This window comes from Oceaniferula marina (genome assembly GCF_013391475.1).
In the GTDB taxonomy this organism is placed as follows: domain Bacteria; phylum Verrucomicrobiota; class Verrucomicrobiia; order Verrucomicrobiales; family Akkermansiaceae; genus Oceaniferula; species Oceaniferula marina.
Map to the genome: position 1 here is coordinate 298,958 of NZ_JACBAZ010000004.1, position 25,176 is coordinate 324,133.

The following is a 25,176-nucleotide window of genomic DNA, read 5'->3' on the forward strand; positions in this document are numbered from 1 at the left end:
TATTCACTCTTAACGCTTCACTCATCCATGGCCCGTCGATCCAAATCCAAACAAAAAAACAAAAGCCATCTGGCTGTTTACCTCATCATTGCAGCAGCTGTCATCGGAGCCTTGGCCGCCGGTAAAATGATGCTCGACAAACGAGCTCAACACTTTGCTGGTCTCAGTGAACTTTCGGTTGCCGATTTTCAACAAAATGCCAACAGTCTGAGCGGCAACGAGTACCGCTTGACCGGTAAAATCACCGAAACCCTCAAATGGACTCCCGACCAAGGCCAACTGATCTGGGTTTCTTCAAGCCAGGAAGACAATGGTAACAGTGCCATCCCCGTAAAAATCCCAGCCAACATTAAAAAGATCAATCTGGAACGAGGTCACACCTACACCTTCCGGGTTGAAATCAACCGAGAGGGATTGCCTGTTGCACTCGAGGTAAAAGCAAAGTAGCTTTTCCGCCCGAAAATAGCCTTCTGCAAAAGAACCTTCTGCAAAACTCCACCGGAGCCAAGTCCCTTTTCAACACACCACACCACCATGAAACGCCGCACGATCCTTCTTATCTCCAGCCTGACGCTGCCACTCTACGGGCAGGTCTACAACCCTGGCAACGGTGGGGGCAATACTGCTCGCCCAGCTGCCAATAACAACAACGGTGACACCACCATCGTCCATAAGAAAAAGGAAAGCAAATCGCCCTACGGCAATGAGGTTCCCTTCATCGACCCCACCCAGGAAACCATCACTCTGATGGGCCATACCTTCAATATTGGTGACAACCGCGCACTCGGTGGACAATTCGAATCCTACCTCGCCGACTCCCCCAATACCTCGAAGGCCGCCATCGAATACCGGGAAACCATCGATGCCATTCTCGACGCCGTCTCCCCACATACCAAGGGCGATATCCGCAGCAAGCTCCGCAACGGATTCCACATGCTGCCAAGAGCCGCCTCTTATCCTGGTGACGGCAGAATCTGCGATTCGCTCTCCAATGCCATCTACGCCGCCATGCTTTCAAAGGGCTCCGTGCAAAGCTCCAAAGAATACATCGCCACCCTCGAAAAAGAAAAACGCCGTATCGCCCGAAACTTTGATATCAGCGCAGCTAAAATCGATCTCACCGACGACCAACAGAGCAAAGGCAAGCCAGGCCAGAAAAAAACAGGTAAACAGTCAACCCTCGCCAAGGCTGCTACATCCGCTCAATTGCAGGAAATCCAAAAACGCATCCTCGAAATCGAAGCTCTCAAAAAACTGCACCACGCCAAAGATGAGGTCAACATCGTCCAAGCCAAAATCCAGTATCAAGCACTGCTCGCCCAACTCTTCGTCCAGCGCCGGTTCGAACACGTCGTCATCGGCACCCGCTTCTACAACCTGATCTTCCGCGACGGAGACAGTAAAATGCGCCTCAAAAAAGGCTCGGACGTCTCCAAGTTCTTTGGAGAAGGGCTCGGTGTGGACCCCACGGTCACGGGCCTGGACTCAGCCGCCAACGAAGCAATCCGCAAGGTGAATTCACTGGTTACCGGCTTCAACAACCACCTGAGCCACAAAGAACTACACAGTGCGTCCAAACGCCTGACCGAAGCCTTCGCTCTCGGCGAATTTATCCCATCGGTTCAAACCGTCCCCTCAGATCAGCGACGCCAAATCCTCGAATACGTGCGCGACGGCAACGCTCTGGTCAAGGCCATGGATGTTCATGACTACGCCGCTGCCAAAATTTATCTCGAGGCCTTGAAAAAACGCTCCACCGATTTCGACTCCACCAAGGCTGAAGGTGCCATCGCCGCCTACACCCGGGTCTCGGACGGCCATATCCGGGCAGCTAAAATCGCCCTCGGACAAAAAGATCAGGCAAAATTTGAGTCCGAACTCGAAAAAGCCACCCAGGTCTGGCCAACCAACCCGAAACTGAAGGAAATCGACACCTTACTCGACACGTTCATCACCAAGGGAGATGCAGCCAACAACACCCTCAACGACTATGACCGCCTGCTCGGCGACAAAAACTACCGCGCCATCAAGGACCGCTACGTTGAGTTTGCCGCAACCATCGGTCAAACCAATGACGCCACTCGCACAGAAAGCCTGGCCGAAATCATGAATAGCCTCAAAGAGGTGCAAGAAGCCCGAAGCAAAGCCGAGTTCCTCGCCCAAAAAGGCCAAACCTACGCAGCATGGGAAATCCTCGAAGAAGCGAGGGTCAAATATTACGATGATCCACTGCTGCAACAACAAATCACCAGCATCACCGCAGAAGTTGCCGATTTCACTCGAGCTCTCGCCCGAGCTGAGAAATTCGAGAGCAATGACCTCACACCCCAAACCGGTTCTGCTCTCTCATGGTATTTGGAAGCCAAAAGCATCTACCCGGACAGTAAATTTGCCCAGGAGGGCATTGATCGCCTCGTCAATCGTGTCTTTGAAGAGGATGGTAACGATAGCAGTATCGACGAAGAGCTTTCCTCCAACTAGGAAATCCTCCCCCCCCTGCAATATCCCAACTCAGCCCCACTGAGATGGCCCGTGAGGAACCCGGGCCAGATCGGAGATATTGGAACGCACGCCCCTTTGAGCTAAAGCTGTGCTATAGCTCATGCAGTAAGATACTCATACACAGCAATTACGCGTGGATTATTCTACCTTCTGTGCTAACTAACACGTCCTATGATCAAAAAAGCACCTCACAAAGAAACACCACAAAAAAGAGGCAGTGACCGTATTGTGGACCACTTCACCTCACGTATCCTCTCAGGTGAAATGAGTCCGGGGGACAAACTCCCGTCTGAAGGGCACCTCTGTGAGCATTTTTCCGCCAGTCGAACTGTGGTTCGCGAAGCCATGCAACAACTCAAAGCACTGGGAGCCATCGATATCATCAATGGTAAGGGAAGCTTCATCGCTCAAAGCCGGATCAACCATTTCCAGAATTCCCTCCAGCTCTACTCCTCACGGACCGATGAACCCAAAACCTGGCTGGACCTGATCGACCTTCGTTTCCTCATCGAAACCGAATGTGTTAAAAAATTGGCAAGTCAAACCAAGCCCAAAGCGGTTGCCAGTATTCAGGCAGCCATGGAAGCCATGATCCAGGCCCGGCACGACCTCCGCCAATTTGCCAATCTCGATATCGAATTCCATCAAGCCATCGTGGCAACCTCGGACAACCATCTGTTTAAAGCCGTCTGGAACTCGATCAAGGACATGAATCTCCGCTTTGCCAATGTCACGTATCAGTCCCCCAGCCAAATCGAAACCACGCTCGATCAGCACCGGAAAATTTATCAAGCAATCGCGAGCTGCCGCCCCGATGACGCCGCCATCTGCCTGCAAAACCACCTCAATCATTCGCGCGACAACCTCCTCCTCTGGATCGAACAAACGCGGATCAATGCCCAAAACGCGGCAAAAGAGGATGATAGCCTTCCCTCATAAAGGCTCGAACAGGCTCAAATAGGCTCACCCAACTACAAAAATGTGCCAAATCTCCAACTTCTTGTCAAAAATCCCCACACCCTCGACAAGAAGACACTCGAATGCCTAGACTAGATGCATCTATGACGATGGATCGAAAAAAACACACTAGGCGTTCTAATCACACACTCCCTTCAAGAAGGGATTTCCTTAAAAAAACCGGAGCGGCCACATTCGGATTTTCCGTTATGCCCTCTTACCTTGCCTTGGGCCGAACCGATGCCGAAGGCAATGTCCCACCCAGCCAAAGAGTCAACCTCGGATGCGTCGGTGTCGGAGGCAGAGCCGGAGCGGTCATTCCAGCACTCACATCAAACGGCCACGCCCAGGTCACCGCTTTCTGCGACGTCGATTTCAAAGCCGGAGCCGAACGCAACCTTAAGCGCTTCCCCAAAGCCAAAAAATTCGCCGACTTCCGCACGATGTTGGATGAAATGGGCGATGACATCGACGCCGTAAGTGTCGTTACTCCCGACCACACCCACTTTACCGCCGCCATGGACGCCATGTGCCGCGGCAAACACGTCTATGTCGAAAAACCCCTCACCCATAGCTTCCGCGAGTCCGATCTGCTCATGCAGGCCGAAAAAAAATTCAAGGTCATCACCCAGATGGGCAACCAGGGGCACACCTCCGCCGGGGCCTTGCAATTCCAACATCTCGTCAGTAAAGGCATCATCCACGACATCGTAAAAATCGATGCCTGGAAATCCCCCAGCCTCTGGTTCATGGATGCAAAAAAACGCATCAACCAGTATCCTGGCGAAATGAAAGCCCCGGACTCCCTCAACTGGGACCTATGGTGCGGCCCGGCAAAAATGATGCCCTACAACCGGAAATACCATCCATTCGATTGGCGCGCCTTCTACCTCTACGGCAACGGGATGCTCGGCGACTGGGGTGCCCATATCATCGATTTCGCCCACCACTGGCTCAAACTCGGGCTGCCGACCCACATCAAGTGCCATCAAATGCAGGATCACAACAAAGTGATCTTCCCTCTGGCCAGCAAGCTTTCCATGCACTTCCCGAAACGGGGAGACAAGCTTCCGGCCTGCGACCTCAACTGGCACGATGGCATCGGCTGGGAGCCGGAAATTGATGAAAAATACTGGGACGTCAACAAAGATGGCAGCAAAAAGAAACCTAACCCGGGAGGTGCCGGAAGTCTGCTCCATAACAAAGACGGCGACTACCTCGTTAAACGTGGCTCCCACGGCAGTCCTTCACAGCTCTACCCGCGGATCAAGATGCGAGATTTCGGTGAAGAGATGAAAGCTAAAGGTCCAAAACTCGGGCATGAGCAAAGTTTCATCCAAGCCTGCATGGGCAAAGGGGAAACAAGCTCACCCTTCAGCGTTGGCGGAGAACTCACCCAGGTGCTCCTGCTCGGAGTCATCTGCCAATTTCTCAACGAAGACCTTGAGTTTGACCCAAAAACCAAGCAATTCAAAGGCAACGACAAAGCCAACAAGATCCTCGCGGGGCCCGCTCCGAGAAAGGGATGGGAAACCTTCTACAAGCCCGTCTAGTCATCGGACGCTCCCTCCTCCGTCCCTAATAAATGGAGACTTTATCGAAAGTCTCCATTTACTGCACACGTATCATAGCTCAAAACAATCCCTACCTTTTACCAACACCCAACTTCAAACCTTAAATCATGTCTACAGAATCCAACGAATCAAGCAATAAGCTCGGTCTCATCTTCGCATCCGTCCTTCTCCGACTCTGGCTCGGTGTCCGAGCCCTACAAACCGGCATCGAAAAATTCGCCGGCATCAAAATGAGCGAAGAAGGTGCCAAAATCGATGGCCAGGTCTATGACCCGGACCTCACAGTAGAAGCATCATCCAAAGCTTACTCGATGGCCAACTACCACGGGGTGCCCGAGGCGCTCAAAGGAAAATTCGAAGCGGAGCCCCTGATGATGGGCTGGGCGCTCAACATCTACGACAAGGTGCTTGGACCTGCGCTGATTCTTCTCGGTCTGACCATCCTGCTCGGCATCGCCTCGCGCGTCAGTTTGCTCATCCTGGGCCTCGTCTACATCAGCCTGACCTGGGGACTCATCCTGATCAACCAAGACGGTGGCATCGCCTGGCTCGGAGTGCATATGGCCCTCATCGCCATGGCTCTCAACTGGGCGAATTACAATCCTCTGCGTATTCTCAAAAAGTGGTAATCCGCTAACCGAAGCCAACCACGATCCATTCATTCATTATGAACCGACGCGAATTTTTATCCAAAAGCAGCACCATCGCCGGAGCCGGCCTCGTGCTCGGAGCTCCGTCTGTCCTTGGGGCCGCCGGCAGCGCCAATGACAAAATCAACGTAGCCTTGATCGGCATGGGCAAACAAGGCCGGGTCCTGTTTGAAGCCATGTCCAACATCCCTGGCATTCACTTCCAGGCGGTCTGCGACATCTGGGACTACAACCTGAATTCCGGAGCCGGCAAAGTTCGGGCACTGCAAAAACACATGCCCAACCGCTACACCGATATCGACGAACTCCTGGAAAAAGAAAAGGGACTCGACGTCGCTATCGTCGCCACCCCCGACTTCTGGCACTCCCCGCATACCGTCAAATGCCTCGATGCAGGCTTGCACGTGTATTGTGAAAAAATGATGTCCAACACCATCGATGGCGCACGCGCCATGGTCCATGCCATGGAGCGCAATAAAAAGCTCTGCCAGATTGGACACCAACGCCGTAGCAACCCACGCTACCGCTACACGCTGGATCACCTGATCAACAACAACAAGATCTGTGGCACCATCGTCAACATCAACGGCCAATGGAACCGCGCCGTGTCCTCATCCCAAGACATCCAATACAAAAAGAGTCTGGCCATCGATCCAGCCCGCCTCAAACAATATGGATTCAAGGACATGCACCAGTTTATGAACTGGCGATTCTACCGCGATCTTTCCGGAGGTCCGATTTCCGACCTTGGAGCCCACCAGATCGACGTCTTCAACTGGTTCCTCGGCTGCCAGCCAAAGTCTGTATTCGCCTCGGGAGGAAACGATTTCTTCAAAACACGCGAGCACTTTGACAATGTCATGGCGATCTTTGAATACGATTCCGCCCAGGGACCTGTGCGTGCCTTCTACCAGGTGCTCACCACCACCAGCTCCGGTGGAGGATTCTACGAAAGCTTCATGGGCACTGAGGGCACCATCAAAACCTCGGAAATGGCATCCGGCAGCGCTATTTACCGCGAGAGCAGCGCTCCACTGTGGGACGATCTCGTCAAACGTGGCTACCTCCGGAAAAAAGCGGCTCCCGCGCCAGCCAAAAAATCCGACGGTATCGCCTCCTACGCATCCGCAGCCCCCGAAGAGTTCGCCATTCCCGGCGTGCTCAACAAACAACCTCACCAAAACCACTTGGAGAATTTCTTTGCAGCGGTCCGTGGCGAGGCTAAACTCAATTGCGACGCCCGACACGCCTTCGAAAGTGAGGCTCCCATTTTCTGGGTCAATCCGTCGGCCCTCCAGAAAGAACCCATCATCTTCACACCAGAACAACTACAAGTATGAAACCAACCATTCCATTCCTCGTCCTCGGTGCAGCATCCCTGTTTGCACTGAGCTCCTGCAATAAAGAATCCTCCTCCGAAACCACAACTTCCGGCTCCGGAGGCCCTGGCATCGGAACCCCTGGCGGAGTTGAGCTCGTCACCGAACTTCCCAAGGAAGTCATCGAAGGCTCACCAGCTCCTAAAAACATCCCGAACCTCGCCCCCAAACCAAAAAAATTCCCTACCTTCCTCGTCCCGGAAGGCACCGTTTTACTCTCCAAGGGTAAAAAAGTGACCTGCAGTGACGACTACCCGATCATGGGATCACCCGAACTGGTCACCGACGGGGAAAAGGAAGCAGGCGAAGGCTACTTTTTTGAAATCCTTGACGGCCTCCAGTGGGTTCAGATCGACCTCGAAAAAAGTCAACCCATCCACGCCCTTCTCCTCTGGCACTTCCACGGCCAGCCACGCGTGTATCATGACGTGATTGTTCAGGTCTCTGACGACCCTGAGTTCAAAACCGGTGTCACCACCCTGTTCAACAATGACTACGACAACTCATCCAAGCTCGGCAAGGGAACTGACCGACCATACATTGAGTCGCACTTTGGTCATTTGATCAACGGCAAGGGAACCAAAGCCCGTTACGTCCGCTGCCACAGCAACGGCAACACTTCCAATGGTGAAAACCATTACATTGAAGTGGAGGTCTATGGCACTCCTGAATAAAACCATTCAACATAACGGAGGAGCCTCGTTGAGGTTTCTCCGTTTTTTTGTGCCCGGATGCGCCGAGGCCTGAGCGCATTTCGAATACCTCATCCGGAACTCTCATGGATCACGCAGTGCTTTTCCAAATACCTCAACAACGATCAATCGTCTCGTCTGTTTTGCGGAGTGGTATGAGCCTGTCTGGAACGAATTCTCCAAAGAGCGGCCAGCATCCCCCACGCATCCCTCAATGGACGAACCTTCCCCCCGTCTTTTTCAATCCAGGTCACAGGTAATTCTTTCCAATCGCTCCCGCTCCCGGCCATGGCCGCTAGCATCTCAGCATCGAAGGCCAAGCCGTCTTCCTCCAAGCGACCGGCAACCGCGCGGTAATCATCCGCCCGAAGCAATTTGGCCCCACACTGTGGATCCTCGCAGCGCAACCCGACCAGAACCTGAACAGCCAGACGAAACAGGCGATGAGCGACCATACGAGGAAAGCTCAGAGCCACCCGGGTTTCCTCTGTCCGCTTTCGAATCGCTAAAACCGAACAACCGGATTCCATTCCCGTGTCCAACATCCGAACCAATTCGTCAGGAGACAGACTTCCGTCGGCATCCACAAAGGCCAACCAGTCCACTTCCGGATACTCAGCCCAAGCCTCACGAACCACCGCTCCTTTCCCTCGATGATCATCGGCAAAATACAAGGACACCTCCGGGAATACGGCAAGAAATTCAGCGCGAAGCTGCTTGAGCCTCTGACGCTCTTCATCGCCCGAACCGTCATCCGCAATAACCCAATGAATAGAGTAAGGAACGTTCACCAAGGTGGCTGCCAAGCCCCGGCCAAAACCTCTAAGACGCTCGGCATCCTTCCATACCGGAGTAACCAGCACAATACTCTCATTCCTTTGAACTTCCTTTTGAGGCATTGGCATGTAAACACATCTACACGCTCTGTTCTTTCAATCAATCCATGAAAATTCCAACGCCCATTCAAACCGCTCTGCCCATCCTTTGCTGGATCGGAGTTCTGGCTTTGGCCGTCGGAATGCGATTCGAGCACTTATCCAAGCGTCCGTTCCACTTCGATGAAGCAACCGGCGCCCGCATCACGGCTCAGCGTATGGATCCGGCATCCGGATATGAATTCAACCCGGTGCACAACCACGGCCCGCTACTCAGTGCCGTAGCCAGCCCCATCTGCCACCTAAATGGAGAGTCCACCTGGCCATCCATGACCAAGCTCAGCCTGCGCCTCGTCCCTGCCATCGCCGGCAGTTTACTGGTCCTCGTCCCCCTGATCTGGAGAAAGCGGTTCGGCCATGTACCGATGCTTGCCGCGGCCGCCTTTCTAGCAAGTTCCCCGCTTCTGGTCTACTACAGCCGGATGTTTATTCATGAGATGATCCTCGCGCTCTGCGGACTGCTCTGCCTCACACTGATCGGCCGCTATTCCACCTCAACCAGCAACACCTCCCGCAATGTGAGCGCCGCCCTGGCCGGTATCACCTTGGGTTTGATGTTCGCTACCAAGGAATCTTTTGCCATCAGTGTCATTGCATGGTCAGGATCCGCCACCCTGGTTTTTTTATCCCAATGGCCGAACAAAAGAACATGTTCGCCAAGGCTCTACTGGAAACGGCACCAAACACCGATCCTCATCGGTCTGGGATCCGCCGGACTCAGCTCGGCTTGGTTCTATACCAATGGATTCACCAACCCCGGAGGAGCATGGGATGCCGTCCGCACCTTTTTTATCTATCAAACCGGAGCAGGCCACGACAAGGCCTTTTCCTACTACTTCGAGATGCTGGCCATCCCGAAAAAGGCAGCGATTTGGTGGTTCGAAACCCCGGTTCTGATCCTTGCCGCCATCTCCATGATCCGGGCCCACTTACCTGGATCGACCATCCCTCACGTTCAACTCATTCGCTTTCTCAGCTACGCATCCATTGGCCACCTCCTGATCTATAGCCTCATCGCCTACAAAACCCCCTGGTTGATGTGCCTACCATGGGCTCATTTCTGCCTGCTGGCAGGTCTTTCCTTCTCGGGTATCCACAAGTGGAGGCTTCCACTGCAAGGAGCAGCCCTGCTCGTACTAATTGCGGTTACAGCCCAACAATCAAAACTATCCCGCTTTGCCACTGGTCGCTTTGCATCGGACGCCCGCAACCCCTACGCCTACTCTCCGACCAACCGCGACATCGAATCTGTCAGGGACTGGCTGGCTGAACTATCAAAAGGAACCTCCCCCGGAAGTATGGAGCCTATCGCCGTGGTCGGCAGGGAATACTGGCCCCTGCCATGGTACTTGCGCGATTTCCAACAGATTGGCTATTGGCCACAGCCTGAGCCGGTAATCAATCAATGTGCCGTGGTTTTTGCCATGCCTGAAGCCGCCGATGCTGTGAGTGAGCAATTGGAACACTCCCATATGATTCTCCCCAGAACTCTGCGCTCTCAGGTTCCCGTAATGATGTATCTGCGCAAGGACCACTGGCAACGCTGGATGGAGCCCGAAACTCCATGATCACCAGAGCATCTGGCTCACCGACGGCTGATTGAGGCCAATCAGCCCTACCCCATCTCTCATCTCTCATGACTCCACCCGAGCACAAACTGTTTCACCACGAGGCAATGAAAACCACCTTCTTCTTGCGTCTATGCGGAGAGGACGAAAGCCTCTTGAAGGGTATTGCCAGTGAGGCCTTTCACTTGATTGGAGAGCTGGAACAAAAACTCAGCCGATATGCCGAAGGTGGCGATATCCACCGAATCAATGCCCTGCAAGCCGGCGAGACACATCACATCAGCGAAGAAAGCCACGCCTGCCTGCTGACAGCCTTGGAGGCATACATCCATACCGGAGGACTCTTCGACCCCACTCTTGGTTCGTTGATCGACCACCAAAAACAACAACAAGCAGGCGAAGTTCCTCGGCCACTTGGTCAACTCATCATCCATCCGGACACACCTGCGGTTACCTGTGTCGAGCCAGGCCGGATCATCGACTTAGGAGGGATAGGCAAAGGTTTCGCCCTCGACCAACTGGCCCGTTTCATCGACGGATGGGACATCGATGGGGCTCTTTTTTCATCAGGAGCCAGCACCCATCTGGCCGTCGGTGATGTGAGCTGGCCCATCGAACTCGTCGGAGACCAGTATCAATCCCACACGATGCTGCATCAACAGGCGTTAAGCGCTTCAAGCTTCGACATCCAAGGCTGCCATATTGTACATCCTGGATCAGCAGGTATGGCCATCACCGAGGTCTCGCCTGAAAAAAATCCTCACAAGCGCATCTGGGCATACAGTCAAGCAGCTGCATTCGCCGACGCATGGTCCACGGCTCTGATGCTCATGCCCACAGCTGAAATCGCGCAGACTCCGACGACAGAAAACCAACTCACCGCCGTGCACCTCGAACAAGCCGACGGCTTACACCTGATCTCAGCCCAAGCCTAAGCACCACCTGATCGTTGCCGGATATCAGACCAGGACATCGTCCTACGATGCAACACGAACACCCCGGCCAAAACCACCGTGATCACCTGCAAGGCATGCAGGACCAGTGAGTAGGCCATACCAAACTCCTCGGAGTATCCAAACAGGGCCAAAGCCACCACGGTGCCAAGCTGAAAAGTCCCAATAAACCCTGGGGCCCCGGGTGCCGCCACAGCAAGAGCAATCATCACACACACACTGGCCCCCACCCACCAGGAATCATCAACCCCAAAACTCCATAACCCGAACTGATAGAGCATTACCAGACTCCCCCATAACGCTGTCGACCATAACACAGCCCAGGCCAAATCCTTTAAACTCGAAATGCCTTTCAGCCCTGTCACAAACTCTTCCATCAGATCAACCAGCTTCGCCACAAACCGAGGAAAACGATGCCCCAAAAAGCGCTCCAAGCAACGCTCGCCAACACGAATCATCCTCGCCCCTTGCACATAAACAACTAACACAAATAGCAATAAGCCCACACCACCCAACCCCATAACCCGAACACCAAAAACCACCCAGTCCGGAACACTTGGCAGGCGACCGACACAGAAACCAAACAAAACCATCAAGGCAATCACATCAAACACCCGCTCAACCACAATGCTTGCGAGCGCCGATGAAAAACGAATGGCTTGCCAACGGCTCATTACCCATGGCCGGACCAACTCCCCCACCCGCAAGGGCATCACAAAATTGGCAGCAAACCCAACCAGACTGGCTTCAAGCAGACACGTTCGGCTAAAGCGCTCCCCCTTCGGCAGGAGATGCCTCCACCGTATGGCCCGAAACCAGAAGGTTAACAAGGTCATCCCGATCAATCCGGGCACAAATGCCCAACGGATTCTCCCCAGTTCGTTCACCAACAAAGACCAATCCAAGCGCCAAACCAATACCACCAGGATCAGCACCCCCACAACGGTGCTCCCCCACACGGCCAGCCTCGCCCCCGTCCACTGATTGTTGTAACGATCTTTTTTCATTATCCCTTGGCGACCATCAAATCCCCAGCTTTCAACCTAACACATCGTTCATCGCACGCTGAAATCAAGCTAGTGATACGCTGAGGGGGATCGTGTAAAATGTCAATCACACCCCAATCCGAATCGGGAGTTTCCTTGGAAGAAAACGTCGCGATGTTCCATGCTTCTTGAAAAGCAAAAGAACATCTCGGTGGGTTTGCAACATACTCAATCATTGCTGTCGCACCCCGCTCCCATTGACAATGCTCTGAAGCTGAGCCGACATGTCATTTAAAATTTTCGCATAATCGGGGTCACCACTTCGATCATTATTTTCTGTCGGGTCCGTTGATAAATCGTAGAGCTTTCCTCCTGAGACGTACTTCATATCCCCGACCCGCAAGGCCTTGGATGATCCGGTATTATTCTGTTCCACCGTAAAGCCCACACCCACCTGGTCATGTCCCAATAGGGCAGGCAGGGCACTTTGAGAATCAACGGCACTCCCCGAGGGCAGGTCCATCCCCAACAGTTCTGCAAACGACGCCATAAAATCCACCTGATTCATCAAGGCCGGGGAGACACCGGGCTCAATCTTTGCCGGCCACTTCACAATGAACGGAACCCGGGTGCCGCCCTCAAGAATACTGTATTTTCCACCGCGCCACGGACCGGAACTATCGTGTCCCTGCGTGGCATCATCGCCCGAACCATCGGCATAACCATCGCCATAAACCGGACCATTGTCACTCGAAAGAATCACAATCGTATCTTCACTCAATCCCGCCTCTTCAAGCGCCTGAATGATTTGCCCGACGGTCCAATCAAATTGCACCATCGCATCCCCGCGCCACCCGAGGCTGGAAGAACCTTGAAATGCCTCATGAGGCGCGCGCGGCACGTGAATATCCTGAGACGCAAAGTAGAGAAAGAAGGGCGTTTGTTCATCCTGAGCCGCAATGTATTGCTTCGCCTTTTCCAAAAAAACAAAGGCCTGAGTTTGGTCTTCCCAAAGGGCCTCGGCACCACCCGACATATAACCAATGCGACCCATGCCATTAATGAAGCTGTGGTTATGGCCGGAGTTGCTGTTATAGAGACGGTCAGCGGCGTCGGTTTCACTGTATTGCGGATACGATGTGCTGCCTGCCACATTGACCGCCGCATAGCTGCTATTGTGCACATAAACTGGGTCGAGAACCTTGCCGTCACCATCCCGGGAAAGTGGCGCTACCGTTAGAATCCCCGTTCCCGGATTAGCCACTTCATCGACAGCCTCCATGTAGTCGGCATTCACCAAATTACGCCCCTCCATATAAATGCAGGGAACGCGATCATTGGTCGTGGGCAGGATAAAAGAATAATCAAAACCGATGTCGAGCGGGCTAGGGCTGATGTCTCCATTCCACTGAATTTCATCTCCCCCTTCACCCATGCCGAGATGCCACTTCCCCACCACGGCCGTTCGATAGCCCGCGTCTTTGAACATATCCGGCAGAGTATACATGTCTTGAGGAATCGAAAGCTTTCCCGTTGGTTTGATGATCCCCACTCCGTATCTGAAAGCAAACACACCTGTCAGCATCGAAAATCGTGACGGCGAACAAGTCGAAGCCGAACAATGACCATCGGTAAAACGGATTCCTTGCGATGCCAACGTGTCAATATGCGGGGTTTCAATTTTACTATCAGGGTTATAGGCCTTCACATCACCGTATCCCACATCATCACCATAAATAAAAACCACATTCGGTTGCTTTTCCCTGGCTGGGCCACGACCGAGGATCACCGTCCGATAAAAATAGCGGATTCCGTTCGAGTCAGCATCTATCAGGTCAAGCAGTCCGTGGTACTTGGGAGTCACCGGTTCTCCAACGGCTTGCCACGACCCAGGATCAAGGGACGAGCTACGCTGCAACTGGTAGCGCCGCCCCGCCATCGCATCAACGGTCAGAATAAAAGTATTGTTCGCATCATCATATCGATAAGCAACAGGAGCAATGCCACGCTGGGCATTCGTCCAAGGTGAGGCAGCGACATGTTCTTCAAAATCAGTCGAGCCATCACCATCGTAATCACCGCGCGACTGATAAATGGCAGCCACCCCGGCTTCATCCAACAAGGAAGAAAACACGCGAACATCATCAAGATGCCCGTTGAAGAACCCGCCCCCGGCACGAAGAGCCCCCAAACACACATCGATACCTGAACTTCTCGGGCCAGACTCGGCCTGGGTCTCGGATTCCAACACACCGTCAACAAACAAGCGAATGACACCGCTGATCGAATGTCGCTGCACACAGACTTGATGCCACCGGCCATCGTTGACTACGGATTGACTCTGCAATGTCGTATCGGCTACGCCAAAAGCGACCCGGTGGCCCAACTGGACCACCCCCCAGCCGGATGCCCCAGCACCATCCTCGCTGGCATCCACAAGCCCCACGCCCTGGCCCCACTGCGACCCTGAACTTGCCGTCCCGGTGGTTAGCATCCAAAAGCTCAAGGTAAAGTCCTTCTGAAAAATATTTGGAATGCTTACGCTGGCGTCGATACCATTGAAAAAAGCACACTTCTCATCAATCCCACCGTCCAGGTATGTTTCGGCATTTTGCCACAGCCCGTCATGCACCGGGGCTAACAATGAATAATCGAGCACATCCCCCTCCATCGGATAATAGGCCACCAAATCATCTGCAAGCAAAGAAATATACTCGGGGGCATCATCCGTGGTCACGGTGAGTTCCACTTCATCGACGCGAGCGAACTCACCCATTGACGACGCCCCACGCAAAAATTGCAGCCACACTTTTTTCCCCTCATGCACGGCGTCCCCCCCCTCAATGTCTGAGATAGCGGCCGATTGATATCCCGCACCATTGGCAAAGCCGCTCACCGTACCACTGGCGATTTGATTCAAGGTCCCTGATACCGTATCATCACTACTGGTAAACAAGCGCCATTTCACCTGATCCCCCGCATCCCAACCACTTTTTGGCAACCACTTGAAGGACAAATCAAATTGATCCCCAGGAAGCACAGTATGCGATGTCATCACAGATGCAGCCAGATTGGGTTGCCCACTCGATTGGCCAATAACCAAAGACCATTCCCCAACAAACGCGTTATCCTGTTTCCGCTGGGTTTCACCACCAAAACCCGTCAGCCACCCGGCAATCGAAATATTGCCCGAACCTTCTTCAAAACTGGCATTCCCCTGACGGTTATCAATCAAGCTAACGCGCACGGGTTCAGCGAATGCCAAGACATGAACCACAAGCAATGAAATGACAACATGGGAAGTCATAGGTTTAGATTAAAATGGATATGCCTCACCGAGCATGATTTCGCAGTGGCTTATACACGCAATGAAACAGAATCAAAAGCAAAGAGATGCGAGTTCTCTCTATTTCGTGTCCAGCCTACTCACGGCCATGTTGATAAAAATGAAAAGATTACCGCACCCACTTGGCAAACGCTTTCGGTGCTACCCCTTGGATGCGTGTGAACCAACGCCTGAAGTTGGAGATGTCGGCAAACCCAAGCTCGGCAGCGACCTCTTTAATCCGGGCGTCTGGACGGCTCAAAGCCCAGCGGGCAAACTGAATCCGTCGCTTTTCAAAAACCACACGAGGGCTGCAATTGATTTCCATCTGATAGAGGCGCTCCAACTGACGTCTGCTTAAACCAACGGCTGCGGCCAGATCATCCACCGAAATTTTCTCATCCAGGTTGTGATCATTCAAGATGCGCTGGGCCTCGAGAAAGCGCGCATCGGCAGCGTCGGGTATCGTCGTTGACACACCCTGTTCTTCCATCACTTGGGCAAAACAATCCATCCACCCCAGCAGAACCTCTTGAAAAGCCAGCCAATCGCGGAAGGAAACCTCATGAGCACCCAAATACCAACTCTTCATTGTCACCCGACTAGCCACAGCGTCCACCACTCTGCGAGCTTCAATCTCCAACCGAGGGCAGTCTCCGGCTTCCAGCAACATGGTCTTATTCATCGGAAAAAGATGCTGCCCCGAGTCCCACTTCGCTGAAAACGTAACAGAAATAAAATGCAGAGGACCTTGAAAACTCTGCTGGCGGAGCTTGGGTGGTGGGATCAACCACTCCCCCGGACCCGCCGTCACTGGTCCATTGCCGTCATCAACCATGGCGGAACCACCCAAAATCAACCACGCGCTGTTCTCATCAGAGTCCAAGGTGATACTCATACTTTGAGCACTCTCCACGGATAGTTTACGCTCGGAAGCCCAGAGTAGGCGAGGAGTCAAGCCTAGCCATCTTTGGTATGAAACCCGAGAAGCCATGTCAAAATCAGCCATGAACTAAAACTAGACAAATCAATGATTCGAGTAAAGCAATGTCGTAAATCGACCACTCATTGTCGTTAACCAGCAGGTTCTTTTTACGTATAAGGGAATATGCGATTATCATCCACTCGACTGCTCACCCTTGCCAGCGCTGCGGCCCTGCCACTGTCCCTGCATGCCGAAGATCATCCACAGATTTCCGGGGTCTTTCCCCACTTGGCACACACCAACGAGGAACGCGAGGTAGGAATTGGAGCCGTGGTTCCATGGGCAGGCTCACTCTGGACCAACACCTATGGTCCACACCTTCCTCATGGCTCAACAGACAAGCTGCGCCAGATTGATATGAACTGGAATGTCATCGAACGACCGGAATCCGTCGGAGGCACCCCGGCCAACCGCATGATCCACCCAGAAACCAAGCAACTTTGTATCGGCCACCATGTGATCGATCAACATGGCAGGGTGCGCACTATTGACCCGAAACATACCATGCCGGGCCGCATCACCGCCAACGCCCGCCACTTGAGCGACCCCAAAAACAAAATCTACTACATCACCATGGAAGATGGCGTCTATGAAGTAGACTTGCACAGTCTCGAGGTCAATGACATCGTCCGGGATCCCATCAATATTTCCAAAACCCACTTGCCCGGCTATCACAGCAAGGGCGCTTACACTGGCTCCGGTCGCATGGTCATGTCGAACAACGGCGAACCAAACAACACCGCACCGTCGGGTTGTCTGGCATCCTGGGACGGGAAGGACTGGACAGTCGTTGCCCGCAACCAATTCACCGAGGTGACCGGCCCCGGAGGAATTTCAGGAAACAACCCAGACGATGACCGGGTGTGGTCGGTAGGCTGGGATGCCAAGTCCCTTCGGCTCTTCCTGCTCGAGGACGGAACCTGGCACACATTCCGCCTCCCCAAGGGTTCCTACACCCACGATTCCAACCACGGCTGGAACACCGAGTGGCCACGCATCCGGAAGGTTAAGGAGGATCTCACCCTGATGCACATGCACGGGCTATTCTTCGATTTCCCTCAGACGTTTTCTGCATCAAATTACGGAGGTATTCACCCCATCTGCACCTATGTCAAAATGCCTGTGGATTACGCATGGTTCAACGGCAAGCTCGTCATGGGAAAAGACGATGCCTCGATGTTCGACAATGCCTTTGTGAAACAGTCCCAGTCCAACCTATGGGTCGGAGACCTGAAAGATCTGGAAAGCTGGGGACCAAAAAGCGGCTTTGGCGGTGTGTGGCTGCGTGAGAACTTTGATCTCGGAGAAACATCTGAACCCTTTTTCATCGGAGGATTTAAACACGCCACCCTTCACCTCCAACACCAGGGAGGCTTTGAGTTCCCGGTGGAAATCCAAGTTGACCGCAAAGGCAATGGAAAATGGGAAAGCTACCGGACCGTCACCACCGACAAAACCAACGGCTACACATACCACATCCTATCTGACCTGGACGCACAGTGGGTCCGGCTCGTTGCCAAAGGTGCAGCCCATCATATCACAGCCTACTTCCAACTCAGCAGCCCCTATCCTGAGATCAAAGACCAAAAACTCTTTTCTGCACTCGCAGCAATCACAACACCGGCCCCGGAAGGAGCCCTACTGCAGCTCCCGAAAGGACGGGAGATGAAACTCAACGCCTTCACAAAATCCGGTCTTATCCAAGTGGATGGCCAACTCAAAGCAGCGCCGAAAAAAAACACCACAAGCGACGCAAAAACAGCTAGGGCCATTGCGATCAAAAACGACACCCGCGTAGGAGCCGATAAGGCCTCCGCTTTTGTCCAATTCAAAGACGCCGATGGGCGGGACATGACGCTACGCCTCCCCCGCGGCCACGATTCCTTTGACGCAACACTTGGAAAAACCCGCCACATCCGGGAGATCGTCACCGAGCGAACCACCATGAATCTCCACGGTACCTTCTACGAGCTCCCACGCCCCAAACCCGGCAAATTTCTCAACTTCTGGCAGATGAAACCCATCGCCAGCCACAGCAAACACATCCACGACTTCTGCAGTTGGCGAGGTATGCTCGTCCTATCCGGGGCCAAGACCGGCAGCACCTCCCCCAGACACATTGCCCTGAACGCCTCAAGCAGCCTGTGGCTCGGCGAGATAGACGACCTCTGGAAACTCGGAAAACCTACCGGCCAAGGCGGTCCGTGGCTGAACACCAGCGTCGAAGCCGGACAAGCCTCGGACCCGTATCTCATGCTCGGATACGAACACAAAAAACTCAACCTGAGCCACAACAGCCACAAACCCGTGAGCTTCGACATCGAAGTGGATTTCCTCGGCACAGGTGAGTTCGCCCACTACGCCACCTTGGTCGTTCCGTCAGGCAAGAACATAAGCCACCTCTTCCCTTCGGGTTTTGCCGCCCACTGGGCACGTATTACCTCCAAGGCCAACACCACGGCCAGTGCCCAATTCAACTATGCATCAAGCACCCCGCATCCACCAGAGCAACCTTCACGGCCCTGAACATACCATCCTCAGAACCAAGTAATAAAATGCTCACTTTTCTGTGACCAAACATGAGTCTCTCGGAATAGATAAGCAAGGCTGCCATCGATCTCTCGCGAATCATCTACCTCACCCGTATTTGGATTCCAGGGAACCAATCAAGAAGCCCTGATTATCAAGCTCAATCCTACAAATTCATCCAGTGGACGGCCATAGACCAAACCGCTGTATGTTACGGGTGTTGAGTTAAAAACAACACCTCCTTGGCCGTTCTGGCCCCGATCCGAATGCTCACCATCATGAAGTCCACTACCCTTGCTTGCGCCACAACCCTGTTCACCCTTGTTTTTTCAGCGCCGGACAGCATTGCCGCGCCACGCCCGAACATCCTCTATTTTTATGTGGATGACATGGGTTACGGCTCGATTGGTCCCAATGGCCAGAACGATCGGCGAGCCAACAATCTGCCCGCTGTTCAAACGCCGAACATCGACGCCATGGCAGTGACCGGAGTGAACTTCCAACGAGCGTATGGTGCGCCCGTCTGCTCTCCGGCACGATCGTCCCAGCAAACCGGATACCATCAGGGGCATACCTATGCCGACCGCAATGACACCAACAACGCCCGCAAGGCCATGCGGGCCGAGGACATCACCATGGGAGATGCGCTGAAAGCTGCAGGCTACGTCACCGGCTACTGGGGGAAATGGGGATATGGAGCTGAATCCAAACAAAACGATCCGGCATTACTCAATTTGCAAACCCTCCCAAATAACCACGGTTACGACTACATTCTCACCGAACTGCATCACACCCGGGCCCACACTTTTTTCCAGCCAACCCTGTGGCACTTCAAACCGGGAGATACCCAAATCGCCTTGATCCCCAACTCCATGGCAGCCTACACGGATCCGGCAAGTTACCCCCAGTCACCGGCGAAGCAAAGCGACCCAGCTTACCCGTCCACCGCCTACTGCGATGACTTGTATGCCATGCACTGCCTGGACTTTGTCCGGACCCAGGCACAAAACTACAACAGCACGGGGCAACCGTTCTTTGCCCTCTTTGCCCCACAAATCCCGCACAGCCCCTACGGTGAAGTGAGCTCACTACCCGGTTATGCCGATGCCTATGCCAGCGACCCACATTTTGCAGACCGCTCTGCACAAGCCCAGAACTGGGCGGCCATGGTCACCCGGATCGATGCCCACATCGGCAATATCCTCGCTGCACTGGAAGATCCGAACAACGACGGTGATACCTCCGACTCCGTTGCGGCCAACACCCTGGTCATCTTCCAGTCCGACAATGGCGGGGCCAGCAACGATGGCGTCAGCCAGTATGCATCCAATGCCGACCTGCGAGGAGCCAAAAACAGCATCTGGGAAGGCGGACTCCGCGTTCCACTCGTGATGCGCTGGCCTGACGAAATCGATGCGCACTCACCCATCCAGATCGGAACCAACAGCCAACGCGTTGTCGATGTCACCGACCTACTACCAACCTTCTGTGAGCTTGCCGGAGTCGAAATCCCAACCGGAGTCGACGGAGTCTCCATCGCACCCACACTCACTGGCGACGGCCACCAGCGCGCACGCCCGTATATCACCCACGAATCCCAACCAAACCGATCCATTATTCGAGGGAACATGAAACTGGTCGATAAAAACGGTTCCTTCGAACTCTACGATCTCGACGTCAACGAAAACACTAACATCGCCTCATCCCATACGGGCCTCGTCTCCGAACTTTCCACCCTGCTGCTCGGTGAAAACGTTCGAGCCGCTCAGTGGACAGCGAACACCTACCACAACTGGACCGGGGCCGATAACACCAACATCTCGGATGCAGCCAACTGGTCTGACTACATTTATGCCGAAGGAGGCACCACCTATAACACCGAGAATGGAGCCCCCACAATCCCATGGACTGCAAGCATGAAAAACAGCGGAGGCAGCCACAACACCTCTACCGTGGATCGCGATACCTCATTCCTTTCACTCGAAGTCGAGGGAGCATCCGCCACAGCAAAACAAATGATTGATGTGTCCGACAAGACGCTGACAGCCCGCAACGAACTGCGCCTCAAAGCCCACAGCTCGGTGGATATTGATAACGGAACACTCGACACCCTACGTTGGGTTGAGGTCCACGAAGAGGCGGCAATCACAGGCAGCGGTGACATCACCGGAACACTTTACCAATCCGGTTCACTGGTCATCAGCCAAAGCAGCCCAACCAGCATAGGCGTCGGAGGTGAAACCCTAACCGATAGAATCGTCAACGGCGGTTTTGAAACAGGAAGTGGCACCTCCTTTAGTGCCACCGACCAGTGGAGCAACGCCACGGGGGACGACACCAAAAACGCCCGCAATACAACCAACCCTCAAGCAGATGCCAATCGCGGTATCGTCTCCGGCCTTGTTAGCCCCACTCAGAATACCACTTATATCATTCAGGATGGCGACCAGTTCCGCTTCTCATTCTACTATGCAGCTGCCAGTGCATGGGACATTGGCAACGACACCATCACCGTCACCATCTTCTACAACGACGGCAGCGAACAGATCCTATTCACTGATGTCTTCACCCCCAGCCAGGACTTCGGCACAGGCTATGATTTCTCTGGGGCCATCGACTTTGCGGCAAACCCCGGATCGGTTGGTCAAAACCTTCAAATTCGTTTTGACTCCGCCACTGCCGGCAACAGCGAGTTTGCAGCCATCGACAGCATTTCCCTGGTAACGGTCGAACGCGGCAACATCGAGTTGCTCACCAATGGCGACTTTGAAAATGGAACGGGCGAAAGCTTTACCGCCACCGACTCGTGGACCAGCACCGAAGGCAACGACAGCGATAACGTTCGCAACACCTCCAGCCCTCAAAATGGATCCTACCGAGGGATTGTTACCGGAAACCGCTCACCGCAAACCGACACAGGACACGTCATCCAAAGTGGCAACAACTTCACACTGAGCTTCCATCACGCTGCAGCTCTGTCATGGGACATCGGATCCGACACGCTTGATGCCGTCGTCTTCTACGACAACGGGAGTGAGGTTGAGCTCAGCCGCACGACGGTCAACCCCAGCCAGAAATTCGACACCGGATATGATTTCTCAGGGGAAATCAATATCGCCGCTACCGCTGACTCAATAGGCCACGCGCTCCGGCTCCGTTTCGAGTCCACCAATGCAGGCAACAGCGAGTTTGCCGCCATTGACAACATCTCTCTGAGCCTCGCCGGCGGAACCATCGAAGTCCCTGGCAAACGTGTCATCTCCATCGATGGTGAGTACCGCCTCGAAGACTCAGCCTCGGTCGGCCTGGAACTGGCAGGAACAAGCACCGCTGGCATTGACTACTCCCAAATCCAGGTCACGGGCAATGCCACTCTAGCTGGAACACTCAACCTAACCATCGACCCCGCATACACACCAAGCAATGGTGACACGTTCACCATCCTCACAGCAGCAAGCGTAAGCGGAACGTTTGCCAACCCAGGAGATATCGTTGTCGCAAGCGACGGCACTCGTTTCCAGATCGGATATACGGCAACATCCATCACCCTCCGCGCCGTGATCCCCAGCGTAACGAGAGAAACTGGCGTTCCTCCCAATGCCATGATTTCCAATCCGGACGACAACACCGGCGCTGGATCCGCAGCCGTCGCCAATGGGAACACCAAGGGGCAGGCATTCAATGTCACACGTGGCGGGCCACTCACCGGACTGTTGCTCCATATCAATACTATCTCCACCGGAGGTGACATCACCATCAATATCTATCACGCCGATGGTTCGGGACTACCAAGCGGAGCTCCCGTTCATTCTGAAACGGGCTTATTACCCGCCGGCCTGAGTGCAGGTGACTACCTTCAATTTATCTTCTCATCAGCCGCTCGACTCACACCAGGCAATTACGTCTTTACCATTTCCACATCCGATGCCGATTTTTCGCTCGAGATCACACAAGGAAACAACTACAGCGGTGGCACATTGGTGCGCAACCAGGGAAGTGGCTGGGAGTCTCCCAACAGCAACAACGACCTCGATTTTGCACTGCTTGGGAGATTCAACACGAAAGGCGTGCACATCGTCCATATCCTGGTCGATGATCTGGGCTACACTGACCACTCGGTCGACTCTCTCGTGCTCAACAGCCCGACCGAACTCTCGGATTTTATTGAAACGCCCAACCTTGAAAAACTTGCATCCGAAGGTGTTAGCTTTACATGGTCCTACACCCAACCCAACTGCGCCCCGTCCCGAGCAGCCTACATGACAGGCCAGTATTCCTGCCGCGTTGGCAATGGCGTTTACAACGTCGACAGCTTGAAGCGCTCTGGCAACAGAACCACCTATCTATCCGCACCTAATCAAGGTGAAAACGACGGCGATGAAGCAGGCAACAACGACGATTTCATCCGACCTCAAACACTCAACAGTGAAGCCACCGGCTCTGTCCCACTGGCCCAGGCCATGAAAAATGCAGGCTACGTCACCTGCCACATCGGCAAGTACCACGTCGGATCCAGCAATTCAACCGATAGCACCTACCCCCTCAATCAGGGACTCGATTTCAATTACGGAGGAGGTCACAAAGGGAACCCCGGCAATTACTTTGCCTCCGGAACCCCACGCCAATGGGGTAGTAATGTCGGCCCCGAACTCGACGCCTTTGCCTCCGACTACACCCAGGCATACATCGACGCCAACATCAAACCCTTCGAAAATGGCAACGACTCCGATAGCTTGCTAGGCACGCCTAAGCACCTCACCGACGCCGTCGTCGATGCCTTTGAAGATTTCATGAACAGCCATCAGGCTGGCTCAACGGCCAGTTCACCCGTCTACGTCCAGTTCCATTTCTACGCCACCCACAGCCCGCTCAATGGTCGCCCCGACTTGGTGGCGAAATATACTGCGAAAAAGGCTGCCGGAGCCACCCCGGTAAACGACACCAAAGAAAGTTTTGCCGCACTGGCTGAGAACATGGACCAAAGCGTTGCCCGGGTCATGCGCTACCTCAGCGATCCCAATGGTGATGGCGACACTTCGGACTCCATCGCCGAAAACACCCTGATTGTCTGGACCACCGACAACGGGGGCTCTGAGAGTTACAGTGAGAACGCCCCCCTGCGTGGGGCCAAAGGTCAGCACTTCGAAGGAGGAATTCGCGTACCCATGATCATTCGTCAGCCTGGAACTGTTCCCGCTGGAAAGATCAGCGACACCCTGATTCATACCGTGGATCTCTACCCAACCTTCATCGACGTTGCAGCAGAAAGCCCGAACTCCCCGAACCCGAACGCTGCCACCCACCCACTCGACGGCGAGTCGCTCTACGCACACATGCTCGATCCAGAGCATGTGGCCCGTGATCGAGGCCCGATCTTCTATCACTTCCCTGGCTACATGGACACCCGAGCCTACCCGGTATCCGTCGTCATCAAAGAGGTCGAGGGAGATCGTTACAAATACATCTACAACTACGACCCCTACTACGCCAGCGTCCAGGATGTCAGTGGTAGCCCCGATGAATTCCAACTCTACAACCTCAGTATCGACCCCTACGAAAGTGTCAACCTGATGGATTACATCGATCGTGAAAATGCGGGGGACCTCAACGACCCACTGGATAGTCGTGAATACTGGGACTATCTTCTACACAAAGGTACCGCTGATCAGCTCGCCAGTGACCTCAATACCTGGCTCAACCAGACCGATCCAACCTGGCAGCCGATTTTTGCGACCTATAAACAAGAATTCGCCGACAATAGCCCGATCATTGGAGATGCTGATGTTGGAAACACCACGCCACCTGCTCCAGTCAGCACCCCAGCAAAGGACAGCGTGCCCGCACCGGCCGACTTCAGCTTTACAACTGAAACCCCGACAAACCTCGGCAACAACAACCTGCAGTTCACCTTCGATTCACACGACGGTTTTGCCTATCAGGTCCAAGCGAGCAACTCCCTCGAATCCGATTCCTGGGTCAATATCGGCAGCACAGTCACCGCTTCCGGCGACAGCACCGAGTTCACCGTCAATGATCCGGCAGCAGCCACCGCACCCCGACGCTTCTACCGCGTGATTCTGGTCAAATAGACCCTAAAAACGGGCAGGTGTGCCCCTCAGCCCCCCTATACACACAAAAGGC

The 25,176-nt window shown here is 53.9% G+C and carries 15 protein-coding genes; 11 read left to right on the forward strand and 4 right to left on the reverse strand.

The genetic code is table 11. From position 1 onward, the window contains the following. Positions 1-27 precede the first annotated feature (27 nt). The 7 genes from HW115_RS11525 (at position 28) to HW115_RS11555 (ending at position 7,736) form a co-directional block, all read left to right on the forward strand. Complete coding sequence (locus HW115_RS11525) at positions 28-447, forward strand: hypothetical protein (protein WP_178933029.1); 420 nt, start codon at positions 28-30, stop codon at positions 445-447. An 87-nt stretch (positions 448-534) separates the two neighbouring features. After that, a complete protein-coding gene (locus tag HW115_RS11530; protein ID WP_178933030.1) occupies positions 535-2,481 on the forward strand; it encodes a hypothetical protein in 1,947 nt (648 codons plus the stop codon). A gap of 192 nt (positions 2,482-2,673) precedes the next feature. Further along, positions 2,674-3,441, forward strand: a complete 768-nt coding sequence (locus tag HW115_RS11535) for a FadR/GntR family transcriptional regulator (RefSeq protein WP_178933031.1) — start codon at positions 2,674-2,676, stop codon at positions 3,439-3,441. Between the two features lie 227 nt (positions 3,442-3,668). Further along, on the forward strand, positions 3,669-5,012 hold the full coding sequence (locus HW115_RS11540) for a Gfo/Idh/MocA family protein (protein WP_178933032.1): 1,344 nt from the start codon (positions 3,669-3,671) through the stop codon (positions 5,010-5,012). A gap of 128 nt (positions 5,013-5,140) precedes the next feature. Beyond that, positions 5,141-5,662, forward strand: coding sequence for a hypothetical protein (locus tag HW115_RS11545; protein ID WP_178933033.1), 522 nt, complete (start codon positions 5,141-5,143; stop codon positions 5,660-5,662). A 38-nt stretch (positions 5,663-5,700) separates the two neighbouring features. Then, a complete protein-coding gene (locus HW115_RS11550) occupies positions 5,701-7,023 on the forward strand; it encodes a Gfo/Idh/MocA family protein (RefSeq protein ID WP_178933034.1) in 1,323 nt (440 codons plus the stop codon). Next, positions 7,020-7,736, forward strand: coding sequence for a discoidin/SUN/FTP domain-containing protein (locus HW115_RS11555; protein ID WP_178933035.1), 717 nt, complete (start codon positions 7,020-7,022; stop codon positions 7,734-7,736). The genes HW115_RS11550 and HW115_RS11555 overlap by 4 nt, the downstream gene beginning before the upstream one ends. Before the next feature lie 143 nt (positions 7,737-7,879). Here the strand turns inward: HW115_RS11555 and HW115_RS11560 are convergent, their stop codons facing one another. Beyond that, a complete protein-coding gene (locus HW115_RS11560; protein WP_227021447.1) occupies positions 7,880-8,653 on the reverse strand; it encodes a glycosyltransferase in 774 nt (257 codons plus the stop codon). 44 nt (positions 8,654-8,697) lie between these two features. Here HW115_RS11560 and HW115_RS11565 point away from each other — a divergent pair, with 44 nt between their 5' ends. Together HW115_RS11565 and HW115_RS11570 are read left to right on the forward strand one after the other, a co-directional pair. Next, a complete protein-coding gene (locus HW115_RS11565; RefSeq protein WP_178933037.1) occupies positions 8,698-10,257 on the forward strand; it encodes a flippase activity-associated protein Agl23 in 1,560 nt (519 codons plus the stop codon). Positions 10,258-10,364: 107 nt separating this feature from the next. Next, a complete protein-coding gene (locus HW115_RS11570; RefSeq protein WP_178933038.1) occupies positions 10,365-11,192 on the forward strand; it encodes an FAD:protein FMN transferase in 828 nt (275 codons plus the stop codon). Here the strand turns inward: HW115_RS11570 and HW115_RS11575 are convergent. From HW115_RS11575 to HW115_RS11585, 3 genes are all read right to left on the reverse strand, one after another. Next, positions 11,189-12,217: a lysylphosphatidylglycerol synthase transmembrane domain-containing protein gene (locus HW115_RS11575; protein ID WP_178933039.1), complete on the reverse strand. Its 1,029-nt coding sequence runs from the start codon at positions 12,215-12,217 to the stop codon at positions 11,189-11,191. The genes HW115_RS11570 and HW115_RS11575 overlap by 4 nt on opposite strands. A gap of 211 nt (positions 12,218-12,428) precedes the next feature. Then, positions 12,429-15,503, reverse strand: a complete 3,075-nt coding sequence (locus tag HW115_RS11580; RefSeq protein WP_178933040.1) for a sulfatase-like hydrolase/transferase — start codon at positions 15,501-15,503, stop codon at positions 12,429-12,431. A gap of 148 nt (positions 15,504-15,651) precedes the next feature. After that, entirely contained in the window at positions 15,652-16,479 is an 828-nt protein-coding gene (locus HW115_RS11585; protein WP_178933041.1) for an AraC family transcriptional regulator, read from the reverse strand. 150 nt (positions 16,480-16,629) lie between these two features. Here HW115_RS11585 and HW115_RS11590 point away from each other — a divergent pair, with 150 nt between their 5' ends. Both HW115_RS11590 and HW115_RS11595 read left to right on the forward strand, forming a co-directional pair. Continuing rightward, the gene (locus tag HW115_RS11590) at positions 16,630-19,032 is read left to right on the forward strand and encodes a hypothetical protein (protein ID WP_178933042.1); all 2,403 of its coding nucleotides are present in this window, start codon (positions 16,630-16,632) and stop codon (positions 19,030-19,032) included. A 281-nt stretch (positions 19,033-19,313) separates the two neighbouring features. Further along, complete coding sequence (locus tag HW115_RS11595) at positions 19,314-25,124, forward strand: sulfatase-like hydrolase/transferase (RefSeq protein ID WP_178933043.1); 5,811 nt, start codon at positions 19,314-19,316, stop codon at positions 25,122-25,124. Positions 25,125-25,176 lie beyond the last annotated feature (52 nt).